Source organism: Mesorhizobium sp. M1A.F.Ca.IN.022.06.1.1, assembly GCF_003952605.1.
Classification (GTDB): domain Bacteria; phylum Pseudomonadota; class Alphaproteobacteria; order Rhizobiales; family Rhizobiaceae; genus Mesorhizobium.
Genome location: NZ_CP034455.1, coordinates 4402885 through 4420078, shown reverse-complemented (window position 1 = coordinate 4420078; position 17194 = coordinate 4402885). Strand labels below are relative to the sequence as shown.

Here is a 17194-nt window from a genome sequence, read left to right as displayed (position 1 = left end):
GAATGAGCACGCCGCCGACAGCCGCCGACAAGACAGGGCCGTTGGCTGGCATCAGGCTGATCGAGATGGCGGGCCTCGGCCCGGTGCCGCTCGCCGCCTTGATGCTATCGGAGATGGGCGCAGACGTCCTGCGCATCGAGCGGGCGGACGCCAAAGAGCCGCTTCTATCCTTGCCCGAGGCCCACGACCTCGACCGCCACGGCCGCTCCATCCTCAGGCTCGACCTGAAGCGGCCGGACGGCGCGGAGCTTCTGCTGCGCCTTGCGGAAAAGGCCGACGTTCTCATCGAAGGTTTTCGCCCAGGCGTCATGGAGCGGCTGGGCCTCGGGCCTGATGTCGTGCTGGAAGGCAATCCTGCGCTGATCTACGGCCGCCTCACGGGTTTCGGCCAGGACGGGCCGCTATCGCGCCGCGCCGGTCATGACATCACCTACCTCGCCTATGCCGGCCTGCTGCATGCCGTCGGCCGGCAGGGAGCGCCGCCCGTGCCGCCGCTGAACCTTGTCGCCGACCAGGGCGGCGGCGCCATGATGCTGATCGCCGGCGTGCTGGCGGCCCTGTTCCAGCGCTCGCGCACCGGCAAAGGTCAGGTGATCGATGCCGCCATGGTCGAGGGTGCATCGATGCTCGCGGCTCCGATCCATGCCTTCATGGCGGCCGGCCTCTGGAGCGAGCGACGCGGTGAGAACCTGCTCGATTCCGGGGCCCCCTTCTACGACGTTTACGAGGCGGCGGACGGACGGCATGTCGCCATCGGCTGCCTCGAACCGCAATTCTTTGGCGAGTTCGCCCGATTGTTGCCGCTCGACCGGCGTTTTGTCGGCAGCCAATATGACAGGACATCGTGGCCCGACATGCGCGCTGCCATTGCCGCGAGGATCAGAGAGAAGACACGCGACGAGTGGGCCGAGGCGTTTGGACCGACCGACGCCTGCGTCGCTCCGGTCCTGTCGCTGACCGAAGCCAGGGATCATCCGCAGAGCCGTGCCCGGCAAAATTTTGCAAGATCGCGCGAGCTCGAACGTCCGACGCCGGCGCCGCGCTTCTCCAGCGCCGCCTCGACGCTTGCCGCGGCGCCGACCGTCGCCGACCGCCGGCCTTCGGCTGTGCTGGCACGCTTCGGCATCGACGAGACTGAAATTGAAGCCCTTGTCAGGTCCGGCCTGTTTGGCAGATAGCCGGAGAGTAGAAATCAACTTATCGCGGTGAGCGCTGTGACCGAGACCAGGAAGGATGTCATCCGCGAGACCGACACCGAGGCCGTCAGGCTGGCGAAGACTCTGGTCCGCTCGGCCCGCTTCGGCGCGCTTGCGTCAATCGAGCCCGGCACCGGGGCGCCGCTGGCAAGCCGGGTCGGCGTGGCGACCGACATCGACGGCGCGCCGCTGATCCTGGTCTCGATGCTGTCGGCGCATACCGGCGCGCTTCTCGCCGACCCGCGCTGCTCGCTGCTCGTCGGCGAACCCGGCAAGGGCGATCCGCTCGCGCATCCCCGCATCTCGCTTGTATGCCAGGCGCTGCGGTTGGAGCGCGGATCGGCGGGTCACGCCCGCGCCGAACGGCGCTATCTCAACCGCAATCCGAAGGCGAAACTCTATGCCGGGCTCGGCGACTTCTCGATATTCCGGCTTGAGCCTGAACGCGCCAGTCTCAATGGCGGCTTCGGCAAAGCCTATCTTCTGGATCGCACCGACCTGATCGCCGGCGGCACGATCGTCGAGGAGCTGGGGGCCAGCGAACAGTCGGCGCTGGACCACATGAATGCCGACCATCGCGATGCGCTTTGCATTTATGCGCGCCATTTCGGCCGGGCCGAAGGCGATGGCTGGATCGCTACGGGTTTCGATGCGGACGGCATGGATCTGGCTTCTCCGGATGCCACCTGCAGGGTCTTCTTCCCTCGGCCTCTCGGCACTGCCGGCGAGTTGCGGTCCGTGCTGGTCGAGATGGCCAAGGCCGGGCGCGCCGCAGGGCGGGCACAGTAGCGAAAGTTAATCGTCCCGGATCGAAAGCAACTCTTGAGATTTGGGTAAAATGATCTACCTTTTGTTGCAGCGCCGATTCAGCGGCGCTCCCTGACCTGAATATCGTGGAAATCAGCCGCCATTGCCCCCATGGCAGCTGGATGAGCCAGAAAACATGGGGGATCCATGATCTCAAGCAAGCTAGTCGCCAACGCCGAATCGGCTGCCGCGTTTCTGACGCTCATGGGCAATGAAAAGCGGCTGCTGATCGTCAGCTATCTGATCGAGGGCGAAATGTCCGTCGGCGCCATCGCCGAGAAAGTCCAGTTGAGCCAGTCCGCTCTGTCGCAGCATTTGGCCAAGCTGAGAGCGCTTGATATCGTCGAGACGCGTCGCGATCGCCAGATGATCTATTATTCCTGCAACTCCGACGCGGTGCGCGAGCTGCTTCGCACGCTGGAAGGCATTTTCGGCGACGGCGACCTGTCGCAGATGGCCTACAGGATGCGCCGCGCCGGGACTTGACCCGGGCTCTGCAAAGCCCCTTACCTTGCTGACGATCGTTCGCCGGCGAGATTTCTATGAACCTCATCCCTGTCGACGACGCGCGGGATCCGCGTGTCGCCGCCTATCTCGATATCCGCGAGCGCGATCTCGTCGGACGACATGGGCGCTTCGTCGCCGAAGGCAAGGTGGTGCTGGATCTTCTGCTGTCGGCCGGACGCTTCGCAGCGGAATCGGCCCTCATTCTGGAGAACAGGCGGGCGGGCCTCGAAGGTGTCTTGCGCAAGGCGCCAGCCGACCTCCCGATCTATGTCGTAAACGGCGACATCATGGACCGGATCGCCGGCTTCCACATGCATCGCGGCGTATTGGCGATTGGCGTTCGGGGCTCTCCTCAACCGGCCGAGGTGCTGCTCGAAACCTTGCCGGCAAGCGCGTTGGTCGTGGTTCTGGTCGGCATATCCAATCATGACAATATGGGCTCGATCTTCCGCAACGCCGCAGCCTTTGGCGCGGACGCCGTGCTTCTCGATCCCACCTGCTGTGATCCGCTTTACCGCAAGGCGATCCGCGTTTCGGTCGGCGCGGCGCTGAAGGTGCCCTTCGGCTCCTTCGACAATGCGATGAGCTTGACCGCAACGCTTGACCGGATGGGTTTCGCCCAGTTCGCGCTCTCGCCGCGCGGCGAAACGGACATCCGCGCTGCGGAAAGAACGTCTCGGCTGGCCCTCTTTCTCGGCACGGAAGGCGAAGGCCTGCCCGAGACCCTGCTCAGTCGCCTGCGGACCGTACGGATCGGCATGGCGGAGGGATTCGACAGCCTGAACGTTGCAGCCGCATCGGCCATCGCCCTGCATCACTTCTCGAAACGATAGCGGCGCAGGACCAAGACGCTCCGCTCGCCACGGCATTCGGATCAGTTGCTTGCGTTGGCCTTCTGCAAGGCCCTGACACGGTCCGCGAGGCTGATGCCGCGCTCGCCGATATCTTGCCGCTCGTCGCGAGGTGTCGCCAAGGCCTTGGCGATCGGCGAATCCGGCCCTTCCAGCTTCATCGTCAGGTTGACGACCTCGGCTGCCAGTTCGTTCATTTGTTCGCGAAGCGCCGCACCGGCGCGCGGCGCGTCGCCTGCCTGTTCGGGCTGTGCCGTTTCGAGCACGGCAAGATCGGTCTTGAGCCGCTTGTTCTCCCGCGCAAGCGCCGTCAGCCGCGCCTCTAGCCGCTCGCGATCGCCTTCGAGCTTGGCGATGGCATTGTCGATCCCTTGGACTTCGTCGGCCTTATGCGTTCCGCCATTTACCGCATGATCTTTGCTTGGGCGTTCGCGCATCCGCGCAAGCTCCTTTTCGCGCCTGTCCAGCTTTTCCTCGCGGTCGGCAAGGGTTGCAAGCAGCCGTTCGACCTTCTTGTCCAGCTCGGCCGTCCGCTTCTTCTCCGCCTTGAGCGCGTCCCTGGCGGCTTTGCTTTCCGCTGCCAGTTCCTGATTGCGCCGGTCCGCTTCCTTGCGCTGGCTGCGCAGCACCGCAATGTCATTGGCAAGCTTGTCCAGTTCCGATTCGCGGGCGACGAGCTCGATCTGGCGGTTTGAGGAAGAAAAGCTGGCTTCGTCATACATCTGCTCGAGCTTTTGCAGCTCCAGCGCGCGCTTCTCCAGCGAGCGCTCCGCCTGCGCCAGCTTTTCCGTAAGCTTGTGCAACTCTTCCTCGCGCAGCCTGAGCTCCGCGTTCTTGGCCTGCAGATCGGAAAGCGCCTGAGTCTTGTCCTTCTTCTCGACCGCCAGTCCCTTCAGGGCCTCCTGGGCGCGGCCGATCTCGACCAGTTGCTCGGCCACCTTTTCCTTCAGATTTTTGATGTTCATCTCGAGTCGGCGCGTGTTCATGGCGAACTCGGCGCGGATACGGTCCTTCTCGGCCAGCATCTCGGCAGGCGTCAGCGGCATCGAGGCCTCAAGGCGCCGGCGTGTCAACACGACGGCCCGCCGCCAGACGGCCGGCGCGATCAGCGACACCAGAAAGGCCGCGCAGAGGAAGCCGAGTGCGAAGAACAGGATCGACTGGACCAAGGTGGACTATCCGTATGCGAGGCGGCAACCCGCCATGCCGACTGTGCCACCTTGGCATGGCGGAAATCCAGCGCCGCGGCAAGAGCACGCCGCGGCACGATCAGTCTTATCCGAGCGGCTGTGGCAATCCTGTCCGGTCAGAACGGATTCCACGTCGCCCGCTCGGTCAGCTTCAGATAGCCGAGATTGACGCCGAGCCGGGCACCGACCCCGGTGCGGATCGGAACGAGCAGCACTCTGTTGCTTTGCAGCACGTTGAAGCCGACGCCCGCCACGACATAAGCCGATCCGGCGACGCCGCCGAAGCGGTTGTAGAGGCTGCTGATATCGTCGAGATTGTAGACCAGCATCATCACGCGCGAGCCTTCGCCGCCGAAATCCCAGCCGAGCGATGGGCCTTGCCAGAACACCTTATGGTCGCCGGCGTTCTTGGTGTACAGCGTGCCCTCGCCATAGGTCAGGCCGCCGATCAGCGCGCCGGATCCCTCCTCGCCGAGCAGATAACCGTTTGGCAGGCCGTAGGACGCGAACACCTTTTCGACCACGGTGGCGAGGCCTCCCGACGTCGCGCCGAAGAACTTGTGGCCGGAATCGACAATCTCTTGCGCGGTGTATTCCTGGGCCCGCGACGCCGAGGTTGAGAGGATGAGAGCACCCGAGAGGGCGATCGTCATGGTGAGGACGCGGACGAACATCCGGTCAAAGAATCGGGAAAACATGCTTCCAATCTCCGTCAGGGAGCACTTTCGCCGACGCCTCGTATCCCTACGGCTCTTGGCGGCCGTTTCGAGATGACTGTTACGGGCAAACTATGCCGTAATCCTTTTTCAACCATTAAGCTGGCGCAGGAAGATGGCGGTTCGAGGGCTGAAGAGCCTGACACGATCTCTATCAGCCTCAATTTCGCGGCATCACGCACCATTTTCGCTGTCCGCAGCTGTGGATTTGTTGATGCATGGACGGGCGCTGTGTATTCAGAAGGCCTTGGAAAAGAGCGTGATTCGCGTAGCGGGCGCGACAACGTTCGGCCATGACATGTGAACCAGCAGGGATTTCTCCGATGGCCGAGCTCTTCACCCTCTCCGCCCCCGATCTGGCTGCGCTTTTGTGCAGCCGCGTATGCCACGACATCATTTCGCCGGTCGGCGCCATAAACAACGGCCTCGAACTGCTCGATGAAGGCGGCGCCGACGAAGACGCCATGAAGCTGATTCGCCAGAGCGCCAGGAACGCCTCGGCGCGGCTGCAGTTTGCCCGCATCGCCTTCGGCGCCGCGGGCTCCGCCGGCATGATGATCGATACCGGCGACGCCGAGGCCGTGGCCATTGCCTTCCTGAAGAACGAGAAGCCCGAACTTGTCTGGAACGGCGCCCGCGCGCTGCTGCCCAAGAACAAGGTCAAGCTTCTGCTCAATCTCATTCTTGTCGCCAATGCCGCCATACCGCGTGGCGGCAGGCTGGTTGTCACGCTGGAGAACCTAGAGACCGAACCGCGTTTCTCGCTGTCGGCGAGCGGCCCCATGCTGCGGGTGCCGCCGAAATTCCTCGAGCTGCATTCGGGCCACAAGCCCGAGGAGCCAATCGACGCCCACTCGGTCCAGCCTTATTACACGCTGCTTCTGGCGCGCGAGGCGAACATGACGATCTCGATCCATGCGACGGCCGAAGAGATCGTGTTGTCGGCAGCCTGAGGCGACAGCCAAGAACAGGTCAAGTATCCATTGTCACTGATCTTGCAGCTGGCAGTGCGATCGAAGCATTGCCTGCCGCCTGGAACTGTAGGTGCATCGCAGGCCAAAACCGCGCAAAGCGGTTCTTTGGAAAAACTTTACCTAACCGCTTTTCGGCTTCTTTACCAGATTGTTCTAGGGTGCCTCACGGTTACCGGATTGCCGGTTCGGCAGATGGCAAAGAGGACCCGGAAATGAAACGCTGCCTGTTCGTGGACGACTCGAGCGTCATCAGGAAGGTCGCGAAGCGTATCCTTGGCGGCTCGGACATCGTGGTCTTCGAGGCGGCCAGCGGGCTTGATGCGATCGAGATCTGCTCCGGCGACATGCCCGATGTCATTGTTGTCGACGGCGGCCTGCCGGATATGCAGGCGGTCGACCTCATTCGCCGCATCCGTGCCATCGAAAGCCCCGTCAAGCCGCAGATCCTGGTCTCGCTCGTCGAAGTCGATGTCGGCTCGATCATGCGAGCGAAACGTGCCGGCGCCCAGGGTTACCTGCTGAAGCCCTTCAACCGCGCGCAGTTGCTCGAGAGCTTCCGCTTCCTGAAAATCGCGGCCTGAGCTTTTCGACACCCCAAACAAAAAACCCGGCCTGGGCCGGGTTCAGACTGCTGACAAACCCCTGGCGTTTGCCGGGGTTTTTGATTCACTGGGTCATGTTGAAGCGACCCGCCGCTGAACAGACCGCGCTTGAGATGGTGACGTTGGATCAGCTGGTTCCGGCCGATCATCTGTTGCGCAAGATCGATCGATCGATCGACTTCTCGTTCATCCACGGTCTGACGGCGCCATTGTACTGCGCCGACAATGGCCGCCCGCCGCTGGACCCGACCTTGATGTTCAAGGCGCTGTTCATCGGCTACCTGTTCGGAGTGCGCTCGGAGCGGCAATTGGTGCGCGAGATCGAGGTCAATGTCGCCTACCGCTGGTTCCTGCGGCTGAAGCTGACCGACAAGGTGTTCGACGCCTCGACGCTGTCGCAGAACCGTCGTCGGCGCTACCAGGACGAGACGATCGCGCAGGCGATCTTCGACCGCATCGTGGAGCAGGCGATCCTTGCGGGGCTGGTGGACGGGACGGTGCTGTATACCGACAGCACGCACCTGAAGGCCAACGCCAACAAGGGCAAATACGACCTTGCCATGGTCGCCAAGTCGCGTGCCGACTACTGGGGCGAGCTCGACCGCGCCATCGAGACGGAACGGGCGCTGCACGGTCAGAAGCCGCTGAAGCAGAAAGAGCGCAAGCCGCCGGTCAAGCAGACCAAGGTCTCGCGCGCCGATCCGGAGGCCGGCTACATGGTGCGCGAGGGCAAGCCGAAGGGCTTCTTCTATCTCGATCACCGCACGGTGGACGGTCGTTGCGGCATCATCACCGATACCTTCGCCACGCCGGCCAACATGCATGACTCGATCGTCTATCTTGGCCGGCTCGACCGCCAGGTGGAGCGCTTCGGCTTCGTTGTGGCGGCGGCGGGGCTGGATGCCGGCTATGCCACGCCAGGCATCGCCAAGGGGCTGGAGGACAGGAACATCCGGGGCGTCATCGGCTATCGCAACCCGAGCCCGCCAAGGCCCGGCAAGATGAGGAAGAGCGCCTTCGTCCATGAACCGGATCGGGACGGCTATCGTTGTCCGCAGGGCCAGTTGCTCACCTACGCCAGCACCGATCGCGGCGGGTATCGTCATTACAGAAGCGATCCGGCCATCTGCCGCGACTGTCCGCTGCTGGCCTCCTGCACCTCAAACGCCAAGGCCGAGCGCACCATCACACGCCATGTCTGGCAGGATCAACGCGAGCGCGTCGATGCCAACCGGCTCACGGCTTGGGGCAAGGCCATCTACCGGCGTCGCAAGGAGACGGTCGAGCGATCCTTCGCCGATGCCAAGCAGCTGTTCGGCCATCGCTACGCCCGCTTCCGAGGGCGAACCCGCGTCGCCTGCCAGTGCCTGATCGCAGCCGCCGCCCAGAACATGAAAAAGATCGCAATCAGCCTCTGGCCAAAGCCCAAACCGGTCCTCGCCTGAGGCCAAATCTGCGTCGGCGGCCTCCTGACATCCGCTCCCGCCACCAATTTCCCAAGCGCAATCAATCTGCAAAACAAAACCCCGCCGAAAATCGACGGGGTTCGTCAGCAGTCTGAACCCGGCCTGGGCCGGGTTTTTTGTTTGAATTGGCAGAGGATCAGGCGCTGACGCGGATGTCTTCCGGCTCGCGCAGCACATAGCCGCGGCCCCACACCGTCTCGATGTAATTCTGGCCGCCGGACGCTGCGTCGAGCTTCTTGCGCAGCTTGCAGATGAAGACGTCGATGATCTTCAGTTCCGGCTCGTCCATGCCACCATAGAGGTGGTTGAGGAACATTTCCTTGGTAAGGGTCGTGCCCTTGCGCAGCGAGAGCAGCTCAAGCATCTGATATTCCTTGCCGGTCAGGTGCACGCGCTGGCCGCCCACCTCGACCGTCTTGGCGTCGAGATTGACCACCAGGTCGCCGGTGGTGATGACCGACTGGGCGTGGCCCTTGGAGCGGCGCACGATGGCGTGGATGCGCGCCACCAGCTCGTCCTTGTGGAAAGGCTTGGTCATATAGTCGTCGGCGCCGAAGCCGAGGCCGCGCACCTTATCCTCGATGCCGGCCATGCCGGAGAGGATCAGGATCGGCGTCTTGACCTTGGAGAGGCGAAGCGTGCGCAGCACCTCGTAGCCCGACATGTCGGGAAGGTTAAGATCGAGGAGGATGATGTCGTAATCGTAGAGCTTGCCGAGATCGACCCCTTCTTCGCCAAGGTCGGTCGTATAGACGTTGAAGCTTTCCGATTTCAGCATCAACTCGATGCTCTGTGCGGTTGCACTGTCGTCTTCAATCAGCAGAACACGCATTTCATTCCCCTTTTCTGCCGCCGAGTCGCGTCGCGACCCGTCCCGAACCCGGAGCAGTGATTGCCTGAACAGAAGGTGCCACCGACTGGTTAACAAATCCTAATTTCGTGTCGGTCACGATATCAGATTTTTTAACCCCTTTCTACACCCACTTGAATCTAATAACGAATCGTAGACCCAAATCGCTCATGTACCACATTAATAAGCAAGCCTAAGTGACTCCAGAGACTCGCAGGCCGCGCTTCCTGCCGCTGTCCGGAATTTTTACCCGGCCTTAAGTCCTCGCCCGTATGATTAACAATGCCCGTAAACGAAAGGTTACCGCCGGCAAAATCTTTAGGGCTTTGTTTCCCATAGAGTGGGGAAAGCCGGTGGAAACGGGCGACGCGTAGACCTCTCGAGGTCGATGGGACGATATGCAGGTGTGCGTTTGCGGAGTACCGAGTCATGAAGTCACGTGAAAACCTCGTTCGGCTGAAGCAGTTTCAGGTGAATGAGAAGCGGCGCCAGCTGTTGCAGCTGGACATGATGATCGCCGAATTCGAACGCATGGCCGTCGAGTTGGAGGCGCAAATCGTCGCCGAAGAGAAAAAAGCCGGCATCACCGACATCAATCATTTTGCCTATCCGACCTTCGCCAAGGCGGCACGCCTGCGCCGCGACAACCTCAGGAACTCGCAGAACGATCTTGCCCAGCAGCGAACCATGGCCGAATCATTACTCGGCGAAGCTGAAGCGGAGCTTTCCAAGGCGGAGATGCTGGAATCGCGCGACAGCAAGATCCGCGACGCGGAAGTGGGCGGCCGCAGCGCCATGATCGGCTGACCGCCGAGCGCAATTGATCCCTCGGAGCGCTGCCTGATCGCCGTTTCGAACCACGAGCCGAAAAAGCCCGGCCTCCGGCTTAGGGCAGCATCGCCGTTTCATCATCCTGATGGTCCACCGATGCCCGCGCTCGGGCTTCCTTGATGTCGGGGGCATGCTCTTCCGCCCAGGACCTGATCTGGCTGAGCAGTCCCGCAAGGTTCTGGCCGAGCTCCGTCAATTCATACTCGACCCTCGGCGGTATGACCGGATAGACCTCGCGCCGGACGAGCCCGTCGCGCTCCAGCACGCGCAGCGTCTGCGTCAGCATTTTCGGCGTGATGCCTTCCAGCTTGCGGGCGAGCTCGCCATTGCGCAGGCGGCCGCGCCGCAACGCGCAAACCGTCAGATAGACCCATTTGCTGGCCAGCATTTCGAGCACCGTATGCGACGGGCATGTGCGCCGGAATGCATCGTAGCCAAAGGAACCGCTGTCTTCACTATCCATTAGGTATCTATATATCCGAAAGGTGCATACTAGACAAGCGATTGTTACTATCCAAATGATAGCGGCAGCAATCAAGCAGGAGAGCATCCAATGCGTGCCGTTACCCAGAATTCCGTTGGCGAACCCGACGTCCTTTTCGTCGCCGAACAGCCGGCCCCCTCGCCCAAGGCCAGCGAAGTTCTGGTCCGCGTCAAGGCCGCGGGCATCAACCCGGTCGATGGCGCGGTGCGCGCCGGCTACTTCCCTCTCATCGGCGAACCACCTTTCATTCTCGGCTGGGATATCTCGGGCACCGTCGAGGCGCTGGGCACCGGCGTGACCGCCTTCAAGGTCGGCGATGCGGTCTTCGGCATGCCGCGCTTCCCCAAGCAGGCCGCCGCCTATGCCGAGTTCGTCGCCACGCCGGTGGACGAGATCGCAGCCAAGCCTGCCGCCATCGACCATGCCCAAGCCGCGGCGCTGCCGCTGGCCGGGCTGACCGCCTGGCAGGGTCTCGTCCGCCACGGCGGCCTGCAATCCGGCCAGCGCGTCCTGATCCACGCCGGCGCCGGCGGCGTCGGCCATCTTGCCGTGCAGATAGCCAAGGCGCGCGGCGCCTGGGTCATCGCCACTGCGAGCCCGGACAAGCTTGATTACGTCCGCTCGATCGGCGCCGATGAGGTTGTCGACTACACCAAAGGCGATTTCACCGAACAGGTCCGCGATATCGATCTAGTGCTGGACGCCATGGGCGGCGACCATGCCGACCGGTCGCTGAAAGTGCTGCGCGAAGGCGGCGTGCTGGTGTCGCTGCTCAACGTCCACGATGCGACAAGGGTCAAGGCCGGGGAGCGCAACATCCGCGTCGAGCGCATGTCGGTGGTGCCGGATCGCGAGGGGCTGGTGGAACTCGCCAGGCTAGTCGATGCCAGGAAGCTCGCCGTGCACGTGGCGAAGGCTTTTCCGCTGAACCAGGCGGGTGCCGCCCATGCCTTCCTCGCCACCCGACCGATCGGCAAGGTTGTGCTGACGGTTTGATCAGCGCAGATCCCGGAAGCAGAAGGGCGCGGAGTTCCGCGCCCTTCTTTGGGTTCCGGCGCTGGCCTAGTGCCGGTACTGCTGGATCCGCGTCGTGCGCAGTCCGGCAAGGCCATATTCGTCGATCGATGCCTGCCAGGAGAGAAACTCCTCGGTGGTCAGCTTGTAGCGTTGGCAGGCCTCTTCCAGGCTGAGCAGTCCGCCGCGGACCGCCGCGACCACTTCCGCCTTGCGCCGGATAACCCAGCGCCGTGTATTCGTCGGCGGTAGATCGGCTATCGTGAGAGGGCTGCCGTCGGGCCCGATAACATATTTGACTCTAGGTCTAACCAGATCGGTCATCGTACTCTCTACTAAAAACTCAAAGACCCAATCCCCGCCACCGTACCGCCACAGCTTTAAAAATTGCCTAAGCGAAGCCTAATGACTAGGTAAGGATCGTGAACGTCGCGTTAGGTTTTCGTTCGGCATTTGAGATAATCGCGGTCCGGCCCTGATTTTGCCCGATAAAATCGCTTGAGGAGCCAAGCTGGCGCCGCCGGGATGCTTGACCTATATTCCGGCCATTGGCAGCCAGCGCCACGCAGATTGAAAGAACCATGAACAGCCTCGATCTTCCCGGACGCCCAGAAGACACCCGCGTCGTCGTCGCGATGTCGGGCGGCGTCGATTCATCGGTCGTTGCCGGCATCCTCAAGCGCGAAGGCTATGATGTCGTCGGCGTCACCCTGCAGCTTTACGACCACGGCGCGGCAACGCACCGCGCCGGTTCCTGCTGCGCCGGCCAGGACATCGACGATGCCCGCCGCGTTTCCGAGACGCTCGGCATCCCGCATTACGTGCTCGACTATGAAGAGCGCTTCCGCAAGGCGGTCATCGATCCCTTCGCCGAGAGCTACGTCGCCGGCGAGACGCCCATTCCCTGCGTGTCCTGCAACCAGACGGTCAAGTTCGCGGACCTTTTGGCCACCGCCCAGGATCTCGGCGCCGATGCTTTGGCCACGGGCCATTACATCCGCTCGCGCGCCAATGGCGCGCATCGCGCGCTCTACAGGCCGGTCGATGCAGACCGCGACCAGAGCTATTTCCTGTTCGCCACGACCCAGGCGCAGATCGACTATCTGCGCTTCCCGCTCGGCGGACTTCCCAAGCCGCAGGTGCGGGCGATCGCCGAGGAGATGGGGCTGACGGTCGCCGCCAAGCAGGACAGCCAGGACATCTGCTTCGTGCCGCAGGGCAAGTACTCCGACATTATCGCCAAGCTGAAGCCGGCGGCCGCCAATCCGGGCGATATTGTCCATATCGACGGTCGCGTGCTCGGGCGTCACGAAGGCATCTTGCGCTACACGATCGGCCAGCGCCGCGGCATCGGCATCGCTTCGGGCGAGCCGCTCTACGTCGTCCATCTCGACGCCGACCGCGCCCGCGTCATTGTCGGCCCGCGCGAGGCGCTGGAGACGCACAGGATCTACCTGCGCGCCATGAACTGGCTCGGCGACGGCCCGCTCTCCGACGTTCCGGCCGGCGGGATCGAGCTTTTCGCAAAAGTCCGTTCGACCCGGCCGCCGCGCCCGGCCGTGCTGCATCACCGCGACGGCGTCACCTCGGTCGAGCTGGTCGACGGCGAATCCGGCATCGCGCCCGGACAGGCCTGCGTGCTCTATTCCGATGACGGCGATGAGGCGCGAGTCTATGGCGGCGGCTTTATCGAGCGCTCCGAGCGCGGCGCCGAGGCCGAGGCGATGCTATCCAGGCTTGCGCAGCAGCCCGCGCACGTCCCCGCCGAGTAACCCACGCCTTCAATCGGGCGCTTTGCCTCAGGATTCCCTTTTGTGGACGCGCCTTAAGCGGGCGACCCGCTATGCGCCACCGTCCCAGCCGTCAGGATGCGCAGCACCCGGATCGCTTCCTCGCCGTCGGTGCGGGGTTCGGCGCGCGTCTCGATGCACTGCATGAAGTGGGCGAGCTCGCGCGTCAGCGGCATGCCTTCGCCGACCGTAACGTAGGAAGGCTCGTTGGCGGTGAACGCCCACTGGCCGCTGTCCTGCCAGACAGCGTGCCTGTAGACGGCAAGCTTGCGCTCCCACGGCTCGACATCGTCGAACACCGCCATCGCCTTGGTTCCGACCACGGTCAGCCGGCGCTCGCGATAGGGATTGAGACGAGAAGCGAACAGATGGCTGCGCACGCCGTTCGGAAAGCGCATGTGCAGATGCGCGAAGTCGCTGAGGTTGTCGAGCAGTGCCGCGCCCTCGCCCCTGACCTCGATCGGCTCGGTGCCGGTGATGGCGAGGATCATCGAGAGGTCATGCGGCGCAAGGTCCCAGAGCGCGTCGTTCTCGGTGTGAAACTTGCCGAGGCCGAGCCGGTGCGAGTGGATGTAGCGCACCTCGCCGAGCTCGCCATTGTCGATCAACGCCTTCAGCGTCTCGAAGGCGGGGTGGAAGCGCAGCACGTGGCCCACCATGAAGACGCGGCCATTGTTCCTGGCCGCCTGCACCGAACGCTCGGCGTCCGCGACCGTCAGCGCGATCGGCTTTTCCACCAGCACGTCCTTGCCGCCCTCGATGGCGCGCAGCGCCATGTCGGCATGGAATTGCGGCGGCAGCGCCATGACAATGGCGTCGACATCGGCGCGCTCGAACAACTCGTCCGGCCCGATCGCCAGGCAGTCCTGCTCGCTGGCAAAGCCTTCGGCGCGGGCACGGTTGACGTCGGAAACGGCATGGAGCACGCCAAGCGCCTTGAGGGTGCGGATGTGGTTGCTGCCCCAGTATCCGCAACCGAGGACGGCGATGCGCGGCTTCATTCGTTCAAACTCTAGAATTTCGTGGCCGAGACATAGCGACGTGCCCCGTCGAACTCAACCCCGATTGCATGCGCTTCAGCGTCTGCCCGGCAAGGCTTTTCCGGGATGAGATTATGCTGATGCGTGCGGCTTGACAGCTTTGCCCTGCCAACCTTATATCCGCGCGACCTTGGCGAACGCCTCGAATTGCCCACGACCGGTGTGGTTCTTCGAGCCTCTTCGCCGCTCCTGGCGGAGTAGCTCAGTTGGTTAGAGCACGGGAATCATAATCCTGGGGTCGGGGGTTCAAGTCCCTCCTCCGCTACCATCTCACACCTGTCCGACCCGAATACATCGTTCGTGACTTGCTCGGACCCGGTTCGGTGATTTGCCGGCAGGCGCGGCACCCAGCCCCTACTGCCCGGGCTTGTGGGAAAGCCGGTCCAGCGCGTCTCGAAGCGCAGTGGCGGCACCGCCACGCTCATCGGCGGACATCAGCCCCGGTTCAAGTTCCAGCCTGAAGTGCGGCAGCTCGGTTCGAACAACGCGACAGGCGCCCGCTAGATTGGCCTTGATGACGCGGTAGGTAGCGACCGGATAGGCGATGCCCTTGACCTGGACGTGCCCCATCTCCTCACAATCGATCGTGTCCTTCACTTGCGCAAACGTCTCGTAGGAAATGAGGATGGTCCCCGGAGCCGCCTCTTGTTCCAGGCGCGAGGCGAGATTCACGGCGCCGCCGATTATCGTGTAATCCATCCGGTCCTCGCTGCCGAAGTTACCGACGGTGCAGTAGTCGGTATGGATGCCGATGCGGCAGCGCAGCGGTGTTTCGATCCCCATGTCCCGCCAGACCAAGCTCGCTGATCCGCTTTTGCATGGCAAGCGCCATCTGCACGCAAGCCAGCGCGTCCTGCTTGACGCCGCGCGTCTCAGGGTCGCCGAAAAACATCAGGATCGCGTCGCCGACGTACTTGTCGATCGTGGCACCATGATCCAACGCGATTTTCGACATTTCCGTCAGGTAGTGATTGAGGAGCTGGGTGAGATCCTCGGATTCCATCTTGTCGGTGGTCTCGGTAAAGCCGGCGATATCGGAGAAGCATATGGTCAGCTTCTTACGCTGGCTGGCGATTCTAACGTCTTGGCGGCCGGTGAATATCGAGCTGTACACTTGGGGCGCCAGATATTTGGCCAGCTTGCTGGAAAGCGCTTCCAGGGCAGCGGACTTCTCGGCGAGGTTCTCCTCCCTTTGCTTCAGCTCGGTGATGTCCGAATAGACGGCGACCGTGCCGCCGGCGCTGATCCGCCGCTCGCTTATCATGATCCATCGTCCGTCGCCCCGCCGCTGCACCCACGGTTCGCCGGGGTTACGGTGCCGCCATAGGCGCTCCGCGACCCACTCATCGACCCGACCCTCGGCATCTCTGATGTAGCCACGCTCCGCGGATCGGCGAATGATCTCCTCGAATGCCATGCCGGGTGTTAGCTCTGCCTCCAGACCGGCGTATAGCAGTTCGCGGTAGCGGCTGTTGCTAAGGACAAGCCAGTCCTCTTTGTCATAGAGAGCGAAACCTTCGGAAATGCTTTCGATGGCATCGACCAGCCGCTGACGCGCTTCTGCAACGTCGCGCAGGTTCTTTTCCTCGACCTCGACAGCGGTATCCCGGAAGAGGCTCAGCGCCTCGGCCATGCGCCCGATTTCGTCGCTGCCCGCCGCCGGCAGCGGCGCACGAAGGTCGCCGCCCGCGATCGCGAGCATGCCCTGACTCACCGCTCCCAGACGGGCGAGAAGGCTGCGGTCGACATAGAGCCAGACGACCAGAACCGAGCTCAACAGGCTGAGAAAGGCAGAGCCGAGGACAACTCCGGTGCCGTAGCGCTGGACGAGCGCGGCTTCGCGACCGGAGGCAGCGATCTCGCGGTCCGCTGCGGCGACAAGACGGTCGACGGCTGCGGTCAGACTGCGCGACAGCCGATTGTTTTCGGCCAGAAGTTTTTCGCCCTGCGCGAGGACCGCAAGCTCCTCCTCCCGTGCCTTCGGGATGCTGCTCTCACCATCGGTGAGTGCCTCGAACTCGTCCACCCGCAGCCGAAAACGGGTTTGCAGCTTTTCGTCGATCTCCGAGGAAGCCGTTTCCAGAGCGGCAAGCGAGCGGTGCAGCGGAAACAGGATCAACGCCAGGTCGCCTCGCGTCGGCGCGGTCGCGGCCTTCACCAGCGCGTCGTTGACCGCCGAGATCTCCAGCAGCGCCTTCTGCTGGGGGATGTAAGCCGCAATCGCGTGGACCATGTCGGCCATTGCCGCTGCGCGTCGATCGGGCGACAGCGACGTATCGGCCGCGACCGCCCGCCATTGCGGGAGCCTGGAATCCATCACCACGATGCCGGTGGCCAGAAGGCGTTGGCTGCCGGTCGTCGTCGCGGCGAGGCGGTTCAGAAGCTCCTCCTTGCGGGCGACGACATCGAGGCGGGCGACAACAAGAGAGTCAAGCTCCTTCAGGTTGCGCCTCAAAACAACCGCAGCTTCCTCGATCTCAGCTAAAGGCACTGTGCCCAGCGTAGCATCTCTGAGATCCGTACGCAGGGCCTCGAGGCGGGACATCTCGAGCGCGACGGCCGCCGAGACCTTGCTGTGCTGAGCCCTGCTTGTCGCCGCCAGCACCGATGGCGCGGCAGCAGCGACCCGTTCGGCCTGGCGCGACAGCTGGAGGGAAGCCAACGCCGGCGGCACCCGATCCGTGGTGATTCGGTCGACAACGTCGCCGACTTCGAGGAAGGCATAAAGCGCCGCAGCGGTAGCCAGCACCGCAAGGCCGCTGATCCCGAAAAAGGCGAGCAACAGCCGACCGCGTATGCCGAGGCGTTCAAGCATCGTGGGGAGTCGGAACAATCCAGCCACACTGGTCTGCATCAGACTAGACGTCTCAGCGTCA

Annotated in this window: 16 protein-coding genes, 1 tRNA gene and 1 pseudogene; 11 read left to right on the top strand and 7 right to left on the bottom strand. The window is 63.2% G+C overall.

Features of this window, described 5'->3' with window-relative positions; translation table 11 throughout:
* The first annotated feature begins 2 nt into the window (after window positions 1-2).
* The 4 genes from EJ078_RS20920 to EJ078_RS20905 all read left to right on the top strand — a co-directional run bounded on the left by EJ078_RS20920 (window position 3) and on the right by EJ078_RS20905 (window position 3343).
* On the top strand, window positions 3-1178 hold the full coding sequence (locus tag EJ078_RS20920) for a CaiB/BaiF CoA-transferase family protein (protein ID WP_127403981.1): 1176 nt from the start codon (window positions 3-5) through the stop codon (window positions 1176-1178).
* Between the two features lie 36 nt (window positions 1179-1214).
* On the top strand, window positions 1215-1985 hold the full coding sequence (locus EJ078_RS20915; protein WP_127217243.1) for a HugZ family protein: 771 nt from the start codon (window positions 1215-1217) through the stop codon (window positions 1983-1985).
* Between the two features lie 165 nt (window positions 1986-2150).
* Window positions 2151-2489: a metalloregulator ArsR/SmtB family transcription factor gene (locus EJ078_RS20910; protein WP_066994170.1), complete on the top strand. Its 339-nt coding sequence runs from the start codon at window positions 2151-2153 to the stop codon at window positions 2487-2489.
* A 56-nt stretch (window positions 2490-2545) separates the two neighbouring features.
* Window positions 2546-3343, top strand: coding sequence for an RNA methyltransferase (locus tag EJ078_RS20905; protein ID WP_127217244.1), 798 nt, complete (start codon window positions 2546-2548; stop codon window positions 3341-3343).
* A gap of 41 nt (window positions 3344-3384) precedes the next feature.
* Here the strand turns inward: EJ078_RS20905 and EJ078_RS20900 are convergent, their stop codons facing one another.
* Together EJ078_RS20900 and EJ078_RS20895 are read right to left on the bottom strand one after the other, a co-directional pair.
* Window positions 3385-4530: a hypothetical protein gene (locus EJ078_RS20900; protein WP_095823317.1), complete on the bottom strand. Its 1146-nt coding sequence runs from the start codon at window positions 4528-4530 to the stop codon at window positions 3385-3387.
* Between the two features lie 137 nt (window positions 4531-4667).
* The gene (locus EJ078_RS20895; protein ID WP_245299591.1) at window positions 4668-5204 is read right to left on the bottom strand and encodes an EipA family protein; all 537 of its coding nucleotides are present in this window, start codon (window positions 5202-5204) and stop codon (window positions 4668-4670) included.
* A gap of 386 nt (window positions 5205-5590) precedes the next feature.
* Here EJ078_RS20895 and EJ078_RS20890 point away from each other — a divergent pair, with 386 nt between their 5' ends.
* The 3 genes from EJ078_RS20890 (at window position 5591) to EJ078_RS20880 (ending at window position 8288) form a co-directional block, all read left to right on the top strand.
* Window positions 5591-6220, top strand: coding sequence for a histidine phosphotransferase family protein (locus EJ078_RS20890; protein ID WP_127217420.1), 630 nt, complete (start codon window positions 5591-5593; stop codon window positions 6218-6220).
* Between the two features lie 233 nt (window positions 6221-6453).
* Window positions 6454-6822: a response regulator gene (locus EJ078_RS20885; protein ID WP_127217419.1), complete on the top strand. Its 369-nt coding sequence runs from the start codon at window positions 6454-6456 to the stop codon at window positions 6820-6822.
* A gap of 95 nt (window positions 6823-6917) precedes the next feature.
* Complete coding sequence (locus tag EJ078_RS20880) at window positions 6918-8288, top strand: IS1182 family transposase (protein WP_208720802.1); 1371 nt, start codon at window positions 6918-6920, stop codon at window positions 8286-8288.
* A 157-nt stretch (window positions 8289-8445) separates the two neighbouring features.
* Here the strand turns inward: EJ078_RS20880 and ctrA are convergent, their stop codons facing one another.
* Window positions 8446-9141 carry a cell cycle two-component system response regulator CtrA gene (gene ctrA / locus EJ078_RS20875; protein ID WP_006203583.1) on the bottom strand — a complete coding sequence of 232 codons (696 nt, stop codon included), beginning with the start codon at window positions 9139-9141 and terminating at the stop codon, window positions 8446-8448.
* Between the two features lie 447 nt (window positions 9142-9588).
* Here ctrA and EJ078_RS20870 point away from each other — a divergent pair, with 447 nt between their 5' ends.
* Complete coding sequence (locus tag EJ078_RS20870; protein ID WP_095777257.1) at window positions 9589-9966, top strand: flagellar export protein FliJ; 378 nt, start codon at window positions 9589-9591, stop codon at window positions 9964-9966.
* Window positions 9967-10045: 79 nt separating this feature from the next.
* Here the strand turns inward: EJ078_RS20870 and EJ078_RS20865 are convergent, their stop codons facing one another.
* Window positions 10046-10378: a helix-turn-helix domain-containing protein gene (locus EJ078_RS20865; RefSeq protein ID WP_245456971.1), complete on the bottom strand. Its 333-nt coding sequence runs from the start codon at window positions 10376-10378 to the stop codon at window positions 10046-10048.
* Window positions 10379-10543: 165 nt separating this feature from the next.
* Here EJ078_RS20865 and EJ078_RS20860 point away from each other — a divergent pair, with 165 nt between their 5' ends.
* Entirely contained in the window at window positions 10544-11470 is a 927-nt protein-coding gene (locus EJ078_RS20860) for an NADP-dependent oxidoreductase (RefSeq protein WP_127215048.1), read from the top strand.
* 66 nt (window positions 11471-11536) lie between these two features.
* Here EJ078_RS20860 and EJ078_RS20855 read toward each other — a convergent pair whose 3' ends face one another.
* On the bottom strand, window positions 11537-11812 hold the full coding sequence (locus tag EJ078_RS20855) for a DUF1153 domain-containing protein (RefSeq protein ID WP_006203587.1): 276 nt from the start codon (window positions 11810-11812) through the stop codon (window positions 11537-11539).
* 257 nt (window positions 11813-12069) lie between these two features.
* On the opposite strand from EJ078_RS20855, the gene mnmA reads away from it, so the two are divergent.
* Complete coding sequence (gene mnmA / locus EJ078_RS20850; protein ID WP_095781230.1) at window positions 12070-13260, top strand: tRNA 2-thiouridine(34) synthase MnmA; 1191 nt, start codon at window positions 12070-12072, stop codon at window positions 13258-13260.
* Between the two features lie 53 nt (window positions 13261-13313).
* Here mnmA and EJ078_RS20845 read toward each other — a convergent pair whose 3' ends face one another.
* Window positions 13314-14279, bottom strand: coding sequence for a Gfo/Idh/MocA family oxidoreductase (locus tag EJ078_RS20845; RefSeq protein WP_095823321.1), 966 nt, complete (start codon window positions 14277-14279; stop codon window positions 13314-13316).
* 230 nt (window positions 14280-14509) lie between these two features.
* Here EJ078_RS20845 and EJ078_RS20840 point away from each other — a divergent pair.
* A tRNA-Met gene (locus EJ078_RS20840) sits at window positions 14510-14586 on the top strand.
* A gap of 86 nt (window positions 14587-14672) precedes the next feature.
* Here the strand turns inward: EJ078_RS20840 and EJ078_RS20835 are convergent.
* Window positions 14673-17133 (bottom strand): annotated as a pseudogene (locus EJ078_RS20835) (adenylate/guanylate cyclase domain-containing protein).
* Window positions 17134-17194: the final 61 nt, after the last annotated feature.

Excerpts from the sequence above, each read along its gene's own strand:
- EJ078_RS20885 (WP_127217419.1), top strand. The coding sequence starts at position 6,454 with ATGAAACGCTGCCTGTTCGTGGACGACTCGAGCGTCATCAGGAAGGTC.
- EJ078_RS20880 (WP_208720802.1), top strand. The coding sequence starts at position 6,918 with ATGTTGAAGCGACCCGCCGCTGAACAGACCGCGCTTGAGATGGTGACG.
- EJ078_RS20845 (WP_095823321.1), bottom strand. The coding sequence starts at position 14,279 with ATGAAGCCGCGCATCGCCGTCCTCGGTTGCGGATACTGGGGCAGCAAC.
- EJ078_RS20895 (WP_245299591.1), bottom strand. The coding sequence starts at position 5,204 with ATGACGATCGCCCTCTCGGGTGCTCTCATCCTCTCAACCTCGGCGTCG.
- ctrA (WP_006203583.1), bottom strand. The coding sequence starts at position 9,141 with ATGCGTGTTCTGCTGATTGAAGACGACAGTGCAACCGCACAGAGCATC.
- EJ078_RS20855 (WP_006203587.1), bottom strand. The coding sequence starts at position 11,812 with ATGACCGATCTGGTTAGACCTAGAGTCAAATATGTTATCGGGCCCGAC.
- EJ078_RS20865 (WP_245456971.1), bottom strand. The coding sequence starts at position 10,378 with ATGCTGGCCAGCAAATGGGTCTATCTGACGGTTTGCGCGTTGCGGCGC.
- EJ078_RS20890 (WP_127217420.1), top strand. The coding sequence starts at position 5,591 with ATGGCCGAGCTCTTCACCCTCTCCGCCCCCGATCTGGCTGCGCTTTTG.
- EJ078_RS20870 (WP_095777257.1), top strand. The coding sequence starts at position 9,589 with ATGAAGTCACGTGAAAACCTCGTTCGGCTGAAGCAGTTTCAGGTGAAT.
- EJ078_RS20910 (WP_066994170.1), top strand. The coding sequence starts at position 2,151 with ATGATCTCAAGCAAGCTAGTCGCCAACGCCGAATCGGCTGCCGCGTTT.
- EJ078_RS20920 (WP_127403981.1), top strand. The coding sequence starts at position 3 with ATGAGCACGCCGCCGACAGCCGCCGACAAGACAGGGCCGTTGGCTGGC.
- EJ078_RS20860 (WP_127215048.1), top strand. The coding sequence starts at position 10,544 with ATGCGTGCCGTTACCCAGAATTCCGTTGGCGAACCCGACGTCCTTTTC.
- EJ078_RS20905 (WP_127217244.1), top strand. The coding sequence starts at position 2,546 with ATGAACCTCATCCCTGTCGACGACGCGCGGGATCCGCGTGTCGCCGCC.
- mnmA (WP_095781230.1), top strand. The coding sequence starts at position 12,070 with ATGAACAGCCTCGATCTTCCCGGACGCCCAGAAGACACCCGCGTCGTC.